Here is a 16,143-nt window from a genome sequence, read left to right on the forward strand (position 1 = left end):
GCGGCCGATCCTGACACGATGGAGGAATGCTTGCCATCGTGTGCCCCGGACAGGGGTCCCAGACGCCCGGCTTCCTCGCCCCCTGGCTCGAGCTGGACGGGACCCGCGACCTGCTCGCGTCCCTCTCCGACGCCGCGGGCGTGGACCTGATCCGCCACGGCACCGAGTCGGACGAGGAGACCATCAAGGACACCGCCGTCGCCCAGCCGCTGATCGTGGCGGCCGGCCTGGTGGCCGCCGCGGCCCTCGAAGCGGACGCCGCCGCACCGGAGTCGACCGTCGTGACGGGCCACTCCGTGGGCGAGATCACCGCGGCCGCCGTCACCGGCGTGCTGTCGCCCGCTGAGGCCCTCTCGCTGGTGCGCGTGCGCGCCACCGGCATGGCCCGGGCCGCCGCGGCCACGCCCACGGGCATGGCCGCCGTCGTGGGTGGGGACCAGGACGAGGTCCTCGCGGCCATCGACGCGGCGGGCCTGACGCCCGCCAATGTCAACGGCGCCGGCCAGATCGTCGCCGCCGGCACCGCGGAGGCCCTCGGCGCGCTCGCCGAGTCCGCCCCCGCCCGCGCCCGCGTGATCCCGCTCAAGGTGGCCGGCGCGTTCCACACGGAGCACATGCGCCCCGCCGTGGACGACCTCGCGGCCCACGTCGCCGACCTCTCCCCCTCGGACCCGCGCCTGCCCCTGCTGTCCAACCGGGACGGCGAGGCCGTCGAGTCCGGCACGGACGTGCTCGCCCGGATCGTGGACCAGGTCACCCGCCCGGTCCGCTGGGACCTGTGCATGGCGACCATGGCCACGCGGCAGGTCACGGGCGTCCTGGAGCTGCTGCCCGGTGGCACACTGACCGGACTGGCCAAGCGCGGTCTCAAGGGCACCGCGCAGCTCGCCGTGAAGACCCCCGAGGACCTGGACGCCGCGCGGGCTTTCCTGGCCGAGCACTCGGCCTGAACCCCGCGCACCGCCCGGCAGAGAGAGGCACCATGACCGTCACCCTGAAGCAGCACGAGCGCCCCGCGGCCAGCCGCATCGTGGCCGTGGGCGCCTACCGCTCGGCGAACCTGGTCCCCAACGAGGACCTCATCGGCCCCATCGACTCGTCGGACGAGTGGATCCGCCAGCGCACCGGCATCGTCACGCGCCAGCGCGCCACGGCGGAGGAGACCGTGCCCGTCATGGCCGTGGGCGCCGCCCGGGAGGCCCTCGAGCGGGCCGGCCTGCAGGGCTCGGACCTGGACGCCGTGATCGTCTCGACCGTCACCTTCCCGCACGCCACCCCCTCGGCCGCGGCCCTCGTGGCGCACGAGATCGGGGCTACCCCGGCGCCCGCCTACGACGTCTCCGCCGCGTGCGCCGGCTACTGCTACGGCGTGGCCCAGGCCGACGCGCTCGTGCGTTCCGGCACCGCGCGGCACGTGCTCGTGGTCGGCGTCGAGCGCCTCTCCGACGTCGTGGATCCCACGGACCGCTCCATCTCCTTCCTCCTGGGCGACGGCGCGGGCGCCGTGATCGTGTCGGCCTCGGACGAGCCGGGCATCTCCCCCTCGGTGTGGGGCTCGGACGGGGAGCGCTGGTCCACGATCTCCATGACGCACTCGCAGCTGGAGCTCCGCGATGCCGTGGAGCACGCCCGCACCACGGGCGACGCCTCGGCGATCACCGGCGCGGAGGGGATGCTCTGGCCCACGCTGCGCCAGGACGGGCCCTCCGTCTTCCGCTGGGCCGTGTGGTCGATGGCGAAGGTGGCCCGCGAGGCCCTCGACGCCGCGGGCGTGGAGCCCGAAGACCTCGCCGCGTTCATCCCGCACCAGGCCAACATGCGGATCATCGACGAGTTCGCCAAGCAGCTGAAGCTGCCGGAGTCCGTCGTCGTGGCCCGGGACATCGCGGACGCCGGCAACACGTCGGCCGCGTCCATCCCGCTGGCCATGCACCGTCTGCTGGAGGAGAACCCCGAGCTCACCGGCGGCCTGGCCCTGCAGATCGGCTTCGGCGCCGGGCTGGTCTACGGCGCCCAGGTGGTCCGCCTCCCCTGAGGCGGCGCCGTCTGATTCACTGATCACGTACACCCCACACCCCTACCGAAGGAGACGCCCCATGGCTTCCAAGGAAGAGATCCTCGCCGGCCTCGCCGAGATCGTGAACGAGGAGACCGGCCTCGACACCGCCGAGGTGCAGCCGGAGAAGTCCTTCACGGACGATCTGGACATCGACTCGATCTCGATGATGACCATCGTGGTCAACGCCGAGGACAAGTTCGGCGTGAAGATCCCGGACGAGGAGGTCAAGAACCTCAAGACCGTCCAGGACGCCGTCGACTTCATCGACGGCGCCCAGGCCTGATCGGCCCACGACGGCGGCGGGCCCGGCCCGCCCCGTCCCCTCGGTGAGCGCCGGGGGCGCGTGAGCGCCCCCGGCCCCCGACACCCTCGACTTCCGGCACCCCGGCGAGCGCCGCGCGTCGTGCCGACGACACCCCTCCGCCCGATCCCCACTCGAGACCCAGAGGCAGCAGACCCATGACCCGCACCGCAGTGATCACCGGCCTCGGCGCCACCACGCCCATCGGCGGCGACGTGCCCACCTTCTGGTCCCACGCCCTGCAGGGCGTCTCCGGTGCGCGCACCATGGAGCACGACTGGGTGGAGAAGTACGAGCTGCCCGTCACCTTCGCGGCCGAGCTGACCGTGCCCACCTCCGAGGTCCTCTCCAAGGTGGAGCAGAAGCGCCAGGACCCGGCCACCCAGATGGCGACCGTCGCCGCGCGCGAGGCCTGGAAGGACGCCGGCCTCGAGGGCGCGGAGGTCGACGGCGACCGGCTCGCCGTGGCCTTCGGCACCGGCATCGGCGGCGTGTGGACCCTCCTGGACGGCTGGGACACCCTGCGCGAGCGCGGCCCGCGCCGCGTGCTGCCCATGACCGTCCCGATGCTCATGCCCAACGGCGCCGCCGGCGCGCTCTCCCTCGAGTTCGGCGCCCGCGCCGGCGCCCGCACGGTGGTGTCCGCGTGCGCCGCCGGCACCGAGGCGCTCGAGACCGCGCTGCTGCTCATCCGCTCCGGCCAGGCCGACGTCGTGATCTGCGGCGCCGCCGAGGCCGCCGTGCACCCGCTGCCGATGGCCGCGTTCGCCGCGATGCAGGCGCTGTCCAAGCGCAACGACGACCCGCAGGCCGCGTCCCGCCCCTACGACGTGGACCGCGACGGCTTCGTCCTCGGCGAGGGCGCCGGCGTCATGGTGATCGAGTCGGAGGAGCACGCGAAGGCCCGCGGCGCACGCGTCTACGCCGAGCTGGCCGGCACGGGCGTCAGCTCCGACTCCCACCACATCACCGCGCCCGAGCCCGAGGGCCTGGGCGCGACCCGTGCGATGCGCGCCGCTCTGAGGTCGGCCGACATCACCCCCGAGGACGTGTGCCACGTGAACGCCCACGCGACGTCCACGCCCAAGGGCGACGCCCCGGAATACCTGGCCATGCGGGCCGTGTTCGGCGACCACCTGGACCAGGTGCAGGTCTCGGCCACGAAGTCCCAGACCGGCCACCTGCTGGGCGCCTCGGGGGCGATCGAGTCGATCCTGTCCGTGCTCGCCGTGCACCACGGCCAGGCGCCCGTGACCATCAACCTGGACCACCAGGACCCGGAGATCCCGCTGAACGTGGTCACCGGCTCCCCCGCTCGCCTGCCCGAGGGGCCGCGCGTGGCCGTGAAGAACTCGTTCGGGTTCGGCGGCCACAACGCGGTGGCCGTGTTCCGCAGCGTCTGAGCCGGAGCGCCGCCCGCGCCAGCCGGGCGAAGGCTCAGACGGCGCGGTGCAGCCAGCGCACGTTGGCGTGGGCGGCGGCCAGCCGGAACGGCTCGAGCTCATCGTCCCAGGCCTCGCCGAGCGCGAGGGAGAGTTCGTGCATCAGCACGCTGGGGTCGCCCGCGCCGGCCTCGTAGGCGTACCGGATGCGGTCCTCGGAGACCATGATGTTGCCGGAGACGTCCGTGGTGGCGTGGAAGATGCCGAGGTCCGGGGTGTGGGACCAGCGCGAGCCGTCGACCCCGGCGGACGGCTCCTCCGTGATCTCGAAGCGCAGGTGCGGCCAGCCACGCAGAGCGGAGGCCAGACGCGCGCCGGTGCCGGCGGGCGCCGTCCAGTGCACCTCGGCGCGGTGCTGGCCGGGCGCGACCGGCTGACCCTCCCACTCCACCGAGGTCGCGGGGCCGAGCACGGAGCTCAGCGCCCACTCCACGTGGGGGCAGAGGGCGGTGGGGGCGGAGAGGATGTGGACCACGCCGCGGGTATGGGTGCTGGTCATGGATGCCTCCGAGGGTGCGATGCGGTGCGTCTTCCCCTACGACCACGTCGCGGCTCCGGTGGATCCTGGGGCCATTGTGCACCAGGGATGCTGGGCCGGCAACGAGGCGGCGCGGCGCCCTGCGTGTCGCGGTGGCGCAGTGGAGGGGCCGGGGGCGCTCCGGGGAGGCGTCAGGCGCGTGGGTGGGCCTGCCGGTAGCCCTCGCGGAGGCGATCGATCGAGACGTGTGTGTAGACCTGCGTGGTGCGCAGGGACGCATGGCCCAGCAGCTCCTGCACGCTGCGCAGGTCGGCGCCGCCGTCGAGGAGGTGGGTCGCGGCCGTGTGGCGCAGCGCGTGGGGCCCGCGGGCCGCGGTGTCCCCCAGGCCCTCGAGCGCCCGGTCGACGACGGTGCGCGCCTGGCGCACCCCCAGCCGGCCGCCGCGTGCGCCGAGGAAGAGGGCGGGGCCGGAGTCCGGCCGGGCCAGGCGGGGGCGACCGAGCCGCTGCCACGCCTGGAGGGCGCGGCCCGCGGGTGCGCCGTAGGGGACGGTGCGCTGCCGGTCTCCCTTGCCGGTCAGCCGGACGACGCCGCGGCCGGCCTCGAGGTCGTCCACGTCCAGGGCGGAGAGTTCGGCCACCCGGGCGCCCGTGGCGTAGAGCAGCTCGAGCAGGGCGGCGTCCCGCAGGGCCAGCGCGTGGGCGGCGGGGTCGTCGCCCGCGGCGGCGGCGTCCACACGCTCCTGGGAAGCCGCGAGGAGCCGGGTCGCCTGCTGCTCCTGGAGCACGTGGGGCAGCGTCCCCTCGGGTCGGGGCGAGCGCAGCCGCAGGGCGGGGTCGTCCGAGCGCAGGCCCTCGCGGCGCAGCCAGGCCGTGAAGGTGCGGACGGCGGCCACCCGGCGGGCCAGGGTCGCGCGGGCGAGGCCGGCCCCGCTCATGGCCGCCAGCCAGCCGCGCAGGTCCTCGATGTCCAGCTCGGCGAGGACGTCCGGTGCGCTGGACGCGTGGCGGGCAGGGGCGTCGTCGTCCACGGCGGGCGCCGCCGCGGTGCCGGCGACGTGGTCGATGAGGGCGCGCAGATCGGCGAGGTACGCGCGCACGGTCTGGGGGCTGCGGTTCCGCTCGTGGCGCAGGTGCTCCTCGAACGCCTCGAGCCAGGCCGTGTCCCGGGGCGAGGGGGCGCGCGGGACCGGGACGGGACGGACGGAGGACGACGGGGTCATCCCCCCACTCTGCCATCCGCCCCAGGGCGGCGCCGCCCGGGAGCACGCGGCCGGAGGTCATCCCCGCCGCCACCGGTCCTCGACCCGTTCGGCCAGGCCCGCCCGCTGCAGCCGGGACAGGCACGCCAGGACGGTGGGCAGCGCGAGCCCGGCGCTGACGGTGATCCGGTCGACGGGCACCGCCTGGCGCAGGGGCAGCGCCTCGTGGACGAGGGCCTCCTCCATCGTGAGCCCGTCGGTGGGCCGCGCGGCGGGCTCGGGAGCTGCCCGGGTAGAGGTCCTCCCGCCCGCGCCGCCGCTCCGGGCGGGCCCCTGACCGAGCAGGGCGAGGGCCTCCTGCTCGGTGGTCACGAGACGGGCGGGGCTCTCCTGCAGCAGACGGTGGCAACCGGCGGAGCTGGGCGAGGTCACGGGGCCGGGGACCACGCCCACCTCGCGGCCGAGGCCGAACGCGTGGCCCGCCGTGTTCTGCGCTCCCGACCGCCAGCGCGCCTCGACCACCAGCACGGCCCCCGCGAGCGCGGCGATGACCCGGTTGCGCTGCAGGAACCGGTACCGCGTGGGACTCGCACCGGGCGGCATCTCGGACACGAGCAGCCCGGCGGCCATCACCGCGCGAAGCAGGTCCTCGTGGCCGGCCGGGTAGAACCGGTCGAGGCCGCCGGCCAGCACCGCCACCGTGGGCGGGACGCCGTCGCGATCCGCCGCGTCTTCCGGTGCGGCGGGCGCCTGCAGCGCGGCCCGGTGGGCGGCGCCGTCGATGCCGTACGCACCGCCGGAGATCACGCACGCGCCCTGCTGGACGGCGTGGGCGGCGCAGCGGGCGGTCACGGTCCGTCCGTACGCGGTCGCCTCCCGGCTGCCGACGACGGCGAGCATCCGGTCCGCGGGAGGCAGCGTTCCGGAGCCGCGGAACCACAGGCCCAGGGGCGCCTCCTCGCCCAGGTCCGCCAGGGCGGCGGGCCAGGCGTCGTCCTCGGGGATCAGCAGGCCTCCCCCGAGCCGGTGCAGAGTCACGAGGTCACGCTCCGGCTCCAGCCGGGCGGCCCGGGGCGCCCAGCGGGCCAGCCCCGCGGCCCAGCGCCGGGGCAGCGTGTCGGGCGCGCCGGCGAGATCGGCGAGCAGATCGCGCTCGGCGGGCTGGATCGTCTCCCGGCCCGTGAGCAGGGCGAGCGCCCGCTCCGGCCCCAGCGCCGTGACGGTCTGCACCGCGAGCGCGTCCCCGGGCTCGACCAGCCGGGTCAGGGCGGCGCGGGCGAGCCGGGCGGCGTCCGGCCGGCGCGGCCCGGCGACGTGGTCTGCCGCCGGGGTGACGTAGGTGGTCATGCGTCCTCCTCGTTCTGGTGGCGCAGCGTGAGTGCCACGTCGGTGTCCTCGGGTGCGGGCCGTTCGGCGCCGCGCAGGTCTGCCAGGGTCCAGGCGAGGCGCAGGACGCGGGCGTGGCCGCGCGCGCTCAGCAGGCCCTGGTCGACGGCGTCGTCCGCGGGCCGGCGGGCCGCCCGGGGCACGGCGTACGGGCCGTGCCGCAGCACCCCGGCGGGGACGTGCGCGTTGCGGCGCAGCCCGGACGGGGCGAGCCCGCGCTCGGCGGCGGTGGCCCAGCGCCGGGCCTGGCGGTCGGCGGCCGCGGCGACCCGGGCGGCCACCTGCGACGTGGTCTCGGACGCGGGCGCCCCCGTGAGCTGCCGCGCTTCGACGGGCCGCACGGTGACCTGCAGGTCGACGCGGTCCAGCAGCGGCCCGGAGAGCCGCTGGGCGTAGCGGCGGCGTTCGGGCACGCTGCACCGGCACTCGACGCCCGTGCCACCGCCCTTGCCGCACGGGCAGGGGTTGGCGGCCAGCACGAGCTGGAACCGGGCCGGGTAGACGACGGCGCCGAGGGCCCGGTGCAGCAGCACCTCCCCGGACTCGAGGGGCTGGCGCAGCGCCTCGAGGGTGCGCCGTTCGAACTCGGGGGCCTCGTCCAGGAACAGCACGCCGCCGTGGGCGAGGGAGGCCGCTCCCGGCCGGGCGAGGCCGCTGCCGCCGCCCACGAGGGCCGAGCGGGACGCCGAGTGGTGGGGTGCCTCGAACGGCGGGGTCCGGTCGATCTCGCCGTCGAACCCCTGGGCCGTCCCGCCCCTGCGCCGGACACGGGCGTCGCCGCCGCGGAGGGAGCGCAGGGCGGCGCACTCGAGCGCGGTGCGCCGGTCCAGGGGAGGCAGGATTCCGGGCAGGCGCTCGGCGAGCATGGTCTTGCCCGCCCCCGGGGCGCCCATGAGCAGCAGGTGGTGGGCGCCGGCGGCTGCGACCTCGAGCGCGAACCGGGCCTCGGCCTGTCCGGCGACCTCGGCGAGGTCGGGCACCGCACGGGCCGGCTCCGGTTCCGGGGCTGTCACCTGCCGTCGGGCCGGGCGGTGGGGCGGCTCTCCGTCCGGTTCCCCGCCGAAGGCGCGGATGACGTCGTGCAGATGGGCGAAGCCGCGGACCTCGGCGCCGGGGACCAGTCGGGCCTCGGCCTCCGCATCCTCGGCGACGACCACCTCGGAGCACCCCGCGTCGACGGCGGCCAACACCATCGCCACGGTCTCCGGCGAGCGGTGCAGGGCGCCGTCGAGGCCGAGCTCGGCCAGGAACACGGGCCCCTCGACGTTCCGCACCCGCCCGTCCGCGGCGTAGGCCGCCAGGACGATCGCCAGGTCGTGGCACGCACCCCGCTTGTGCACCCCCGCCGGCAGCAGGTTCACGGTCAGGTGCCGCCGGGTCAGGGGCAGTCCGGCGTTGCGCGCGGCGGAGCGGATGCGGTCCCGGCTCTCCTGCAGCGCCTGGTCCGGCAGGCCGAGGAGGGTGAACCCGGGCAGGGACTGGGCGATGTCCGCCTCGACGTGCACGACCTCCCCGCGCAGACCCGCCAGCGTGATGGAGCGGGTGCGTCCGATGCCGCTCACGGCCGCACGTCCTGCAGCAGGTCGAAGCGGATCCCTCCCGTGCGCGGCACCAGCACGGCGACGGCGTCGACGCGCCAGGGCGTCCCCCGGCGGTCCGCGGCGTGGGCCCGCACCCACGCCGCGGTGAGGCGGTGCAGCCGGGTGAGCTTGCGCCGGTCGATCGACTCGAACGGGTCGCCGAAGGCCAGGCCCGAGCGGGTCTTCACCTCGACGCCCACCCACCAGCCGGCGTGGTGGGCCACGATGTCCAGCTCTCCGGCCTCGCCCCGCCAGTTGCGGTCGGCGATCACGTAGCCGCGCTCGGCGAGCCAGCGCGCGGCGGCGTCCTCACCGAACCGGCCCAGCGCCGTGTGCGCGCGGCTGGCGCGCCTCTCTCCGGGCGGCTGCGCCCCGATCCGTTCCGCGGTCCCCGTCATCCCGACCACCTCCTGGGCACCAGGGTGGTCCCGAGCAGGGTCGCCGGGTCCGCGACGGCGAGGATTGTGCGGGGCCTGACGCCTGTGCAGGAGTGGACGTCGGCGTCCCGCCCTCGGGGCCGATCAGGCGTGGGTCAGCTCGGCAGCTGGCCGTCCGGCGGGACCGTCAGGTCCTCGGTGGGCAGCTCCTCGATGTTCACGTCCTTGAAGGTCAGCACCTTCACGCGCTTGATGAACCGCTGCGTGCGGTACACGTCCCACACCCAGGCGTCCTCGAGCAGGATCTCGAAGAACACGTCCCCGTCCGCCTGGCGGGGCGTCAGCCGCACGTCGTTGGCGAGGTAGAAGCGCCGCTCGGTCTCCACGACGTAGCGGAACAGGCCCACCACGTCCCGGTACTCGCGGTAGAGCAGCAGCTCGGCCTCGGCCTCGAAGTCCTCGACGTCGTCTGCGCTCATGACATGCCTCCTCAGTGTTCGCCGCGCACCCGCGACAGTCCGGGCACGCACGACCTCCATCCTCCCCCGTCCGGGGGTCGCACGTCGAACGGGCGGCCACGCCCGGCCCCGGGGACTCAGTCGAACAGGGTGGGCGGCCCCTCCGCGGGCGCGCCCGGCAGCCCGAGGTTCCAGCTGCGCCGGTGCTGCTCGCTCGCCCCGCGCTCGGCCAGGGCGGCCCGGTGCGCGGCCGAGCCGTACCCCTTGTTCCCGGCCCACCCGTACCCGCGGTGCTCGGTGTCGAGGGCGATCATGACGTCGTCGCGGGCCACCTTCGCGGCGATCGACGCGGCCGCCACCGTCGCGCACCGATCCTCGGCCCGCACCAGCATCGTGGGCACGGGCGGCAGCGGACGCGGCGCGGGCGCGGGGCCGGCGTCAGGGTCGGAGCGGCTCAGCCAGTCGTCCCGGCCATCGAGCACGAGGGCGACCGGCTCCTGCCCCACCGCGGCGCACAGCGCCGCCCACGCCCGGCGCCCGGCGAGACCGAGGGCCGCCGAGATCCCGAGCGCGTCGATCTCCGCGGGGCCGGCCTCCCCGAGCGCCACCCCGGCCGCCCAGTCCTCGATCTGCGGGACCAGGGCGCGCCGGCGTCGGTCCGTGAGCGCCTTGGAGTCGCGCACCGGAGGGATCTGCCCCGCGGCGGGCAGCCACGCGGCGCACACCCCGACGACGACGGGCCCGGCCAGCGCGCCCCGGCCCACCTCGTCCATGCCCGCCACCAGCACCCGGTCCACTCCCCGCGCGGCGAGGACCGGCGCGGCCAGCCCCGCCTCGACGTCCAGGCCGGCGCGCACCGTCGGCCGGCCACCGCCCCGGCTCGCGGTCACGTGCGGGCCTCCGGCGCGGGCGCGTCCGGCACGGCGGCGAACGCGTCGGGGTCGGTGCCGGCGCCGCCGACCCGGTCCAGCGGCCAGACCACGAACCGGGCGCGGCCCACCACGTCGTCGAGGGCCACGAACCCGCCCCCGGGCCCGGCGCGGTGCGCGCGGGAGTCCGCCGACGCCGAACGATGGTCGCCGAGCACCCACAGCCGCCCCTCGGGGACGGTCACCTCGAACGCCTCCTGCGCGGGCGTCTCCCCCGGCGCGAGGTACGGCTCCTCGACGGGCACCCCGTTCACGCGCAGCGTCTCCTCGCCGGGCGTCCAGGAGACGGTGTCCCCCGGCAGTCCGACGGCCCGCTTGATCACGTGGCCGCCCCCGGGCAGCCAGCCCTTCGTGTCCTCGAAGACCACCACGTCACCGCGGCGCACCGGGAACGGATCCGGGGTGAGCAGCGTGGCGACCACGCGGTCGCCGGCCTGCAGCCCGGGCTCCATGGACGAGGACGGGATGGCGTACATGCGCGCCAGGAACGCCCACGCCAGCACGCAGGCGAGCACGGTCACGGCGGCCGCGATCAGCGCGGTGCGGCGCCCGGTCACGGCGTGTCCCCGGAGGGGACGTCCACGGTCCCGCGGCGGGCCAGCGGCCACACGACCTCCGCGACCCGGCCCTCGACCCGCTCGAGCGGGATCAGCCCGCCGCCGGGGGCGCCCAGCAGTGCGCGGGAATCCCGGGAGGCGGCGCGGTGGTCGCCCAGGACGACCATGCGCCCGTCGGGCACCTCGAAGGACCAGGTCCCCGCCGCGGCCGGCTCGTCCGCGGTCACGGGCCTGCCGAGATACGGCTCATCCAGCGGCTCGCCGTTGCGCAGCAGCCGACCGTCCGGGGCACAGCATTCGAGGCGGTCCCCCGGCAGGGCCAGCACGCGCTTGACGAACACGTCCTCGGCCGCGCCGACACCCCACCACCGGGCGACGTCCTCGAGGCCGCGCTCGAGCGATCCGGCCGAACGGTACGGCGCCAGGCTGCCGGCGCCGTCGAACACCACCACGTCGCCGTGGTGCAGGCCCTGCCCGCCCGCCGCGGCGGCGTCCACCCGCACGCGGTCGCCGGGCTGCAGGGTCGGCTCCATCGACCCGGAGGGGATGAGGTAGACGGGGCCGGTGAGGGCCCGCAGCACCGCGGCCACCACGACGGCGGCCACCACGGTCAGGCCGAGCCACGCCCACCAGCGGCTCGCGCCGGAGGCGGGGGCCGCCGTCGTGCTCGAGGAGGAGCTGGCCCCGGACGCGACGGAGCCCCGTGACCGGCGGGGGTCACGGGGCTCCGAGGTGCGCATGGGTCGATCACCGGTCGGCGGGGCCGACCGGGATGATCACTTGGCGTCGACGCGCTTCTCGCGGATGCGGGCGGCCTTGCCGTGGCGGTCGCGCATGTAGTACAGCTTCGCGCGGCGCACGTCGCCCTTGGTGACGACCTCGATCTTGTCGATGACCGGGGAGTGCACCGGGAACACGCGCTCCACGCCGACACCGAAGGACACCTTGCGGACGCGGAAGGTCTCGCGCACGCCGTAGCCCTGACGGCCCATGACGTAGCCCTGGAACACCTGGACGCGGGCAGTCTTGCCCTCGATGATGTTCACGTGCACCTTGACGGTGTCGCCGGGGGCGAACTCCGGGATGTCGTCGCGCAGCGTCTTCTTGTCGAACGAGTCGAGAATGTGCATGTCGTCTCTCCTGGCGGATGCCACAGGTCAACCGCGTGGTATGCGGGCGCACGGCCCGTCCACGTCCGCATGACGAGGGGGCCGGGTCCCGAGCCGAGGGCCGGGCTCCGCACGTGAGGTGCGGTCCCGGGGTCCGATCCGTTGACGCGCGCCCCCTGTGGCAGGTCGGGCGTCCGGCGGACACGAGGATCCATTATGCCACAGCCGCCGACGTCGCGACGCCCCCGACCCGTCGGGCGCGGCGGATCAGGCCTCGGAGCCGTACGCCGCCCACAGGTCCGGTCGCCGCTCGCGCGTGCGCTCCTCCTGTTGGGCCCGACGCCAGGCCGCGACCTTGCCGTGGTCGCCCGAGAGCAGCACGGGCGGCACCGCACGGCCCCGCCAGTCCGCGGGCTTGGTGTAGACCGGGTACTCCAGCAGGCCGTCCTCGTGGGACTCCTCGACGAGCGAGGCCGGGTTGCCCACAACGCCCGGCACGAGGCGGCCGACGGCCTCGATCATCGCCAGCGCCGCGACCTCGCCGCCGTTGAGCACGTAGTCGCCCAGCGAGACCAGCCGCACCTCGAAGAGCTCCTCGGCCCAGCCGAACACGCGCTCATCGATGCCCTCGTAGCGGCCGCACGCGATCGCCACGTGCTCCCGGCCCGCCAGCTCGCGGGCGAACCGCTGGGTGAAGCGCTCCCCCGAGGGCGTCGGCACGAGCAGCACGGGGCGGTCCCCCGGCTCTGCCGACGACGACTCGGCGGGGGCCGGTGACACGGGCCCCTGGGCCGCCACGTGCTCGAGCGCGAGCGCCCACGGCTCCGGTTTCATCACCATGCCGGCGCCGCCGCCGTAGGGCGTGTCGTCCACGGTGCGGTGCCGGTCGAAGGTGAAGTCGCGCAGGTCGTGGACGTGCACGTCCACGAGGCCCTCGCGGCGGGCACGGCCCAGCAGCGAGACGTCGAGCACCGCGAGGTACTCGGGGAAGATCGTGACGACGTCGAAGCGCACCGCTCAGCCCTCCGCATCCGCATCGGCGGGGCGTGCCACGGCGGGCCCGTCTGCGGCGTCCTCGTCGACGCCGGTGGCGAGCTCGAGCAGCCCCGGCGGCGGGGTCAGCACGAGCACGCCGGCCTCGGGGTCGATCTCCGGGACGATCTCCTCGACGAAGGGCACCAGGGCCTCCTCCTCGACGCCGTCCAACGCGACGTGCAGCAGATCCTGGACCGCCCCGGTGGTCAGGGCCGTGACGACGCCGACGCGCTCGCCGTCGACCCGCACCTCGAGGTCCACGAGGTCCTCCTCGTACCACTCGTCGGACTCCTCGGGCGCGGCGGGAACGGCGAACAGCTGGGCGCCGCGCAGGGTCTCGGCGACGTTGCGGTCCGGCGACTCCGCGAAGCCGACCACGAGGATCTGCTTGTTCCACCGGGCCCGGGTGACGGTGAGCTCCGCCGGCAGGCCCGGGGCGCCGTCGCGCACCACGAGTCGCTCGCCGGGGGCGAAGCGGGCGTCCGGGTCGTCGGTGAAGACCTGCACGGTCACCTCGCCGCGGATGCCGTGCGGCTTGCCGATGCGGGCGACGCGGACGAGGTCGTCCTGGGCTGCGGGACTCATGGGCTCTCCTGGGTGGGACGGTCGGTGGCGGGAGGGGGCGGGGCCGCAGACGACGACGGCCCGCCGGCCCGGTGAGGGGCGGGCGGGCCGTGCGTCACGGGCCGTCAGGAGCGGCGGTCGGTCTCCACCACGTCCACGCGGACGGGGTGGCCGGCCAGGCCGTCCAGCACGGTGCGCAGCGCGGTGGCGGTGCGACCCTGGCGGCCGATCACGCGACCCAGGTCCTCGGGGGCCACGCGGACCTCCAGCATGTCGCCGCGCCGCTGGGAGCGGGCGTCCACGCGGACCGCCTCGGGCGTGTCCACGATGCCGCGCACCAGGTGCTCGAGGGCCTCGGTCAGCATGGTCACTCGGACTTCTCGGCGTCCTCGGCCGGAGCCTCAGCGGCCTCCTCGGCCGGCGCCTCAGCGGCCTCCTCGGCCGGGGCCTCCTCCTGCTTCGGCTCCTCCGGCAGGATGACCGAGCCCTTCTCGGGGGCCACGAAGGCCTCCTTCTCGGACTTGGACTTCAGGGTGCCCTCGGCGCCCGACTCGCCCTTGAACTTCTGCCAGTCACCGGTGACCTTCAGCAGCGCGGCGACCTGCTCGGTCGGCTGGGCGCCGACGGAGAGCCAGTACTGGGCGCGCTCCGAGTCGATCTCGATGAACGAGGGCTCCTCGGTGGGGTGGTACTTGCCGATCTCCTCGATGGCACGGCCATCGCGGCGGGTGCGCGAGTCCATGACGACGACGCGGTAGAACGGGGCGCGGATCTTGCCGAACCGCTTCAGACGAATCTTGACAGCCACGAGTGTGGTTCTCCTTCAGTGGATCTGGGGGGCCGGGGCACGACGCCGCGTGGGGGCAACGGGCGTCGACGACCTGGCACACGGAACGGAGCGCAGCGGAGGATAGAGGGTCGTCCGGGCTCACGCTCAGTACCGTGCCATTCTGCCAGATCGGGCGGGCCGGTGCACACCCGGCGCGCCGCGACCGAGCAGCGGGCGGCTCAGCGGTCCTTGAGGTACTTCTCGAAGCCCGCCGGCAGGTTGAGGGTGGACGGGTCGAAGCCCTCCATGCCCGCGCCGTCGCGGCCGAACACCGCCCCGGCCTGCGCCTGGGCGGCGCGGGCGCGCCGCTCCTCGATCGCCTTGCGCTCGGCCGCGGCCTTGGCCGGGTTGCCGGACTTCACGCGATCGCGCTTCGCGTTCTTGCCCTTGCCCTTCGTCTTGCGGGAGGCGCCGCCCGACATGCCGGGCATGCCGGGGATGCCACCGCCGGCGGCCATGCGCTTCATCATCTTCTGCGCCTCGGCGAAGCGCTCGAGCAGGCCGTTGACCTCGGACACGCTCACGCCCGAGCCGCGGGCGATGCGGGCGCGGCGCGAGCCGTTGATGATCTTGGGGGCCACGCGCTCGTGCGGGGTCATCGAGTGGATGATCGCCTCGACGCGGCCGATCGACGACTCGTCGAACTGCTCGAGCTGCTGCCGCATGCCCTGGGCGCCCGGCATCATCATGAGCATCTTCTTCAGCGAACCCATCTTCTTGAGCTGCTGCATCTGGGCGAGGAAGTCGTCGAGGGTGAAGTCCTCCTGGTCCGCGAACTTGCGGGCCATCTTCTCGGCCTCGGTGCGGTCCCAGTTCTGCTCGGCCTGCTCGATCAGGGAGAGCACGTCGCCCATGTCGAGGATGCGCGATGCCATGCGGTCCGGGTGGAAGACCTCGAAGTCCTTCAGGCCCTCGCCCGTGGAGGCGAACATGATCGGCTTGCCGGTCACGTGACGGACGGACAGCGCGGCGCCGCCGCGCGCGTCGCCGTCGAGCTTGGTGAGCACGACGCCGGTGAAGCCGACGCCCTCGTTGAACGCCTGGGCCGTGGCCACGGCGTCCTGGCCGATCATCGCGTCGATGACGAAGAGCACCTCGTCCGGGTCCACGGCGGCGCGGATGTCTGCGGCCTGCTGCATGAGCTCGGCGTCCACGCCGAGGCGGCCGGCGGTGTCGATGATGACCACGTCGTGGTACTTCGTGTTGGCCTCGGCGACGCCGTCGCGGGCCACCTGCACCGGGTCGCCGGTGGCGGCCTCGAACTCGGAGGAGACGCCGGGGTGCGGCGCGTAGACCGGGACGCCGGCGCGCTCGCCGCCGACCTGCAGCTGCTTCACGGCGTTCGGGCGCTGGAGGTCGCAGGCCACGAGCAGCGGGGTGTGGCCCTGGGACTTGAGCAGGTGGGCGAGCTTGCCGGCGAGGGTCGTCTTGCCGGCGCCCTGCAGGCCCACGAGCATGATGACGGTGGTGCCCGTCTTGGCGTGCTGGATGCGCCGGGTCTCGCCGCCGAGGATGCCCACGAGCTCCTCGTTGACGATCTTCACGACCTGCTGGCCCGGGTTCAGGGCCTGGGCCACCTCGGCTCCGAGGGCGCGCTCCTTGATCTGCGCGATGAACTGGCGGACCACGGGCACGGCGACGTCGGCGTCCAGGAGGGCGCGGCGGATCTCGCGTGCGGTGGCGTCGATGTCCGCCTCGCTCAGCCGCCCCTTGCCCTTGAGGCTGCGGAAGGTGGCTGTGAGGCGGTCGGACAGGGAGTTGAACACGGCGGGTGTGATCCTTCGAAGCGGGGTCGACTGATCCGGACGCGGTCGGTCGCGGGCGCCGCGGCATCCAC

At 75.1% G+C, this 16,143-nt stretch carries 19 protein-coding genes; 4 read left to right on the top strand and 15 right to left on the bottom strand.

Going from position 1 to position 16,143, the window contains the following annotated elements; all coding sequences use genetic code 11:
* Nucleotides 1-26: 26 nt before the first annotated feature.
* The 4 genes from NR073_RS07465 to fabF all read left to right on the top strand — a co-directional run bounded on the left by NR073_RS07465 (nucleotide 27) and on the right by fabF (nucleotide 3,763).
* Nucleotides 27-950 carry an ACP S-malonyltransferase gene (locus NR073_RS07465; RefSeq protein ID WP_230277807.1) on the top strand — a complete coding sequence of 308 codons (924 nt, stop codon included), beginning with the start codon at nucleotides 27-29 and terminating at the stop codon, nucleotides 948-950.
* Between the two features lie 32 nt (nucleotides 951-982).
* The gene (locus NR073_RS07470; protein WP_256748705.1) at nucleotides 983-2,035 is read left to right on the top strand and encodes a beta-ketoacyl-ACP synthase III; all 1,053 of its coding nucleotides are present in this window, start codon (nucleotides 983-985) and stop codon (nucleotides 2,033-2,035) included.
* A 61-nt stretch (nucleotides 2,036-2,096) separates the two neighbouring features.
* Nucleotides 2,097-2,342: an acyl carrier protein gene (locus tag NR073_RS07475; protein WP_010078906.1), complete on the top strand. Its 246-nt coding sequence runs from the start codon at nucleotides 2,097-2,099 to the stop codon at nucleotides 2,340-2,342.
* A gap of 176 nt (nucleotides 2,343-2,518) precedes the next feature.
* On the top strand, nucleotides 2,519-3,763 hold the full coding sequence (fabF, locus tag NR073_RS07480) for a beta-ketoacyl-ACP synthase II (protein WP_256748706.1): 1,245 nt from the start codon (nucleotides 2,519-2,521) through the stop codon (nucleotides 3,761-3,763).
* Between the two features lie 34 nt (nucleotides 3,764-3,797).
* Here the strand turns inward: fabF and NR073_RS07485 are convergent, their stop codons facing one another.
* The 15 genes from NR073_RS07485 to ffh all read right to left on the bottom strand — a co-directional run bounded on the left by NR073_RS07485 (nucleotide 3,798) and on the right by ffh (nucleotide 16,072).
* Nucleotides 3,798-4,301, bottom strand: a complete 504-nt coding sequence (locus NR073_RS07485) for a DUF3145 domain-containing protein (RefSeq protein WP_036340144.1) — start codon at nucleotides 4,299-4,301, stop codon at nucleotides 3,798-3,800.
* A gap of 170 nt (nucleotides 4,302-4,471) precedes the next feature.
* Nucleotides 4,472-5,503 (bottom strand): tyrosine recombinase XerC, encoded by a 1,032-nt coding sequence (locus NR073_RS07490; RefSeq protein ID WP_256748707.1) that lies wholly within the window; start codon nucleotides 5,501-5,503, stop codon nucleotides 4,472-4,474.
* A gap of 57 nt (nucleotides 5,504-5,560) precedes the next feature.
* On the bottom strand, nucleotides 5,561-6,829 hold the full coding sequence (locus tag NR073_RS07495) for a DNA-processing protein DprA (protein ID WP_256748708.1): 1,269 nt from the start codon (nucleotides 6,827-6,829) through the stop codon (nucleotides 5,561-5,563).
* On the bottom strand, nucleotides 6,826-8,430 hold the full coding sequence (locus NR073_RS07500) for a YifB family Mg chelatase-like AAA ATPase (protein ID WP_256748709.1): 1,605 nt from the start codon (nucleotides 8,428-8,430) through the stop codon (nucleotides 6,826-6,828). Before NR073_RS07500 ends, NR073_RS07495 begins: the two co-directional genes overlap by 4 nt.
* Entirely contained in the window at nucleotides 8,427-8,846 is a 420-nt protein-coding gene (locus NR073_RS07505; RefSeq protein WP_012750829.1) for a YraN family protein, read from the bottom strand. Before NR073_RS07505 ends, NR073_RS07500 begins: the two co-directional genes overlap by 4 nt.
* Nucleotides 8,847-8,980: 134 nt before the next feature.
* Nucleotides 8,981-9,304: a DUF2469 domain-containing protein gene (locus NR073_RS07510; protein WP_002853817.1), complete on the bottom strand. Its 324-nt coding sequence runs from the start codon at nucleotides 9,302-9,304 to the stop codon at nucleotides 8,981-8,983.
* A gap of 116 nt (nucleotides 9,305-9,420) precedes the next feature.
* Nucleotides 9,421-10,173, bottom strand: a complete 753-nt coding sequence (locus NR073_RS07515; RefSeq protein WP_256748710.1) for a ribonuclease HII — start codon at nucleotides 10,171-10,173, stop codon at nucleotides 9,421-9,423.
* The gene (lepB, locus tag NR073_RS07520) at nucleotides 10,170-10,769 is read right to left on the bottom strand and encodes a signal peptidase I (protein ID WP_256748711.1); all 600 of its coding nucleotides are present in this window, start codon (nucleotides 10,767-10,769) and stop codon (nucleotides 10,170-10,172) included. Before lepB (NR073_RS07520) ends, NR073_RS07515 begins: the two co-directional genes overlap by 4 nt.
* A complete protein-coding gene (gene lepB / locus NR073_RS07525) occupies nucleotides 10,766-11,509 on the bottom strand; it encodes a signal peptidase I (RefSeq protein ID WP_049145822.1) in 744 nt (247 codons plus the stop codon). Before lepB (NR073_RS07525) ends, lepB (NR073_RS07520) begins: the two co-directional genes overlap by 4 nt.
* A 36-nt stretch (nucleotides 11,510-11,545) precedes the next feature.
* Nucleotides 11,546-11,899, bottom strand: coding sequence for a 50S ribosomal protein L19 (gene rplS, locus NR073_RS07530; RefSeq protein WP_036340124.1), 354 nt, complete (start codon nucleotides 11,897-11,899; stop codon nucleotides 11,546-11,548).
* Between the two features lie 246 nt (nucleotides 11,900-12,145).
* Nucleotides 12,146-12,892, bottom strand: coding sequence for a tRNA (guanosine(37)-N1)-methyltransferase TrmD (gene trmD / locus NR073_RS07535; protein WP_069941904.1), 747 nt, complete (start codon nucleotides 12,890-12,892; stop codon nucleotides 12,146-12,148).
* A 3-nt stretch (nucleotides 12,893-12,895) separates the two neighbouring features.
* Nucleotides 12,896-13,498 carry a ribosome maturation factor RimM gene (rimM, locus tag NR073_RS07540; protein WP_256748712.1) on the bottom strand — a complete coding sequence of 201 codons (603 nt, stop codon included), beginning with the start codon at nucleotides 13,496-13,498 and terminating at the stop codon, nucleotides 12,896-12,898.
* 104 nt (nucleotides 13,499-13,602) lie between these two features.
* Nucleotides 13,603-13,842 (bottom strand): RNA-binding protein, encoded by a 240-nt coding sequence (locus tag NR073_RS07545; protein ID WP_029248213.1) that lies wholly within the window; start codon nucleotides 13,840-13,842, stop codon nucleotides 13,603-13,605.
* Nucleotides 13,843-13,844: 2 nt separating this feature from the next.
* On the bottom strand, nucleotides 13,845-14,285 hold the full coding sequence (gene rpsP, locus NR073_RS07550; RefSeq protein ID WP_123243964.1) for a 30S ribosomal protein S16: 441 nt from the start codon (nucleotides 14,283-14,285) through the stop codon (nucleotides 13,845-13,847).
* A gap of 200 nt (nucleotides 14,286-14,485) precedes the next feature.
* Nucleotides 14,486-16,072: a signal recognition particle protein gene (gene ffh / locus NR073_RS07555; protein ID WP_256748713.1), complete on the bottom strand. Its 1,587-nt coding sequence runs from the start codon at nucleotides 16,070-16,072 to the stop codon at nucleotides 14,486-14,488.
* Between the last annotated feature and the right edge of the window lie 71 nt (nucleotides 16,073-16,143).

The sequence above is a fragment of the Micrococcus sp. Mcc28 genome (assembly GCF_024519775.1).
Lineage (GTDB): Bacteria > Actinomycetota > Actinomycetes > Actinomycetales > Micrococcaceae > Micrococcus > Micrococcus luteus.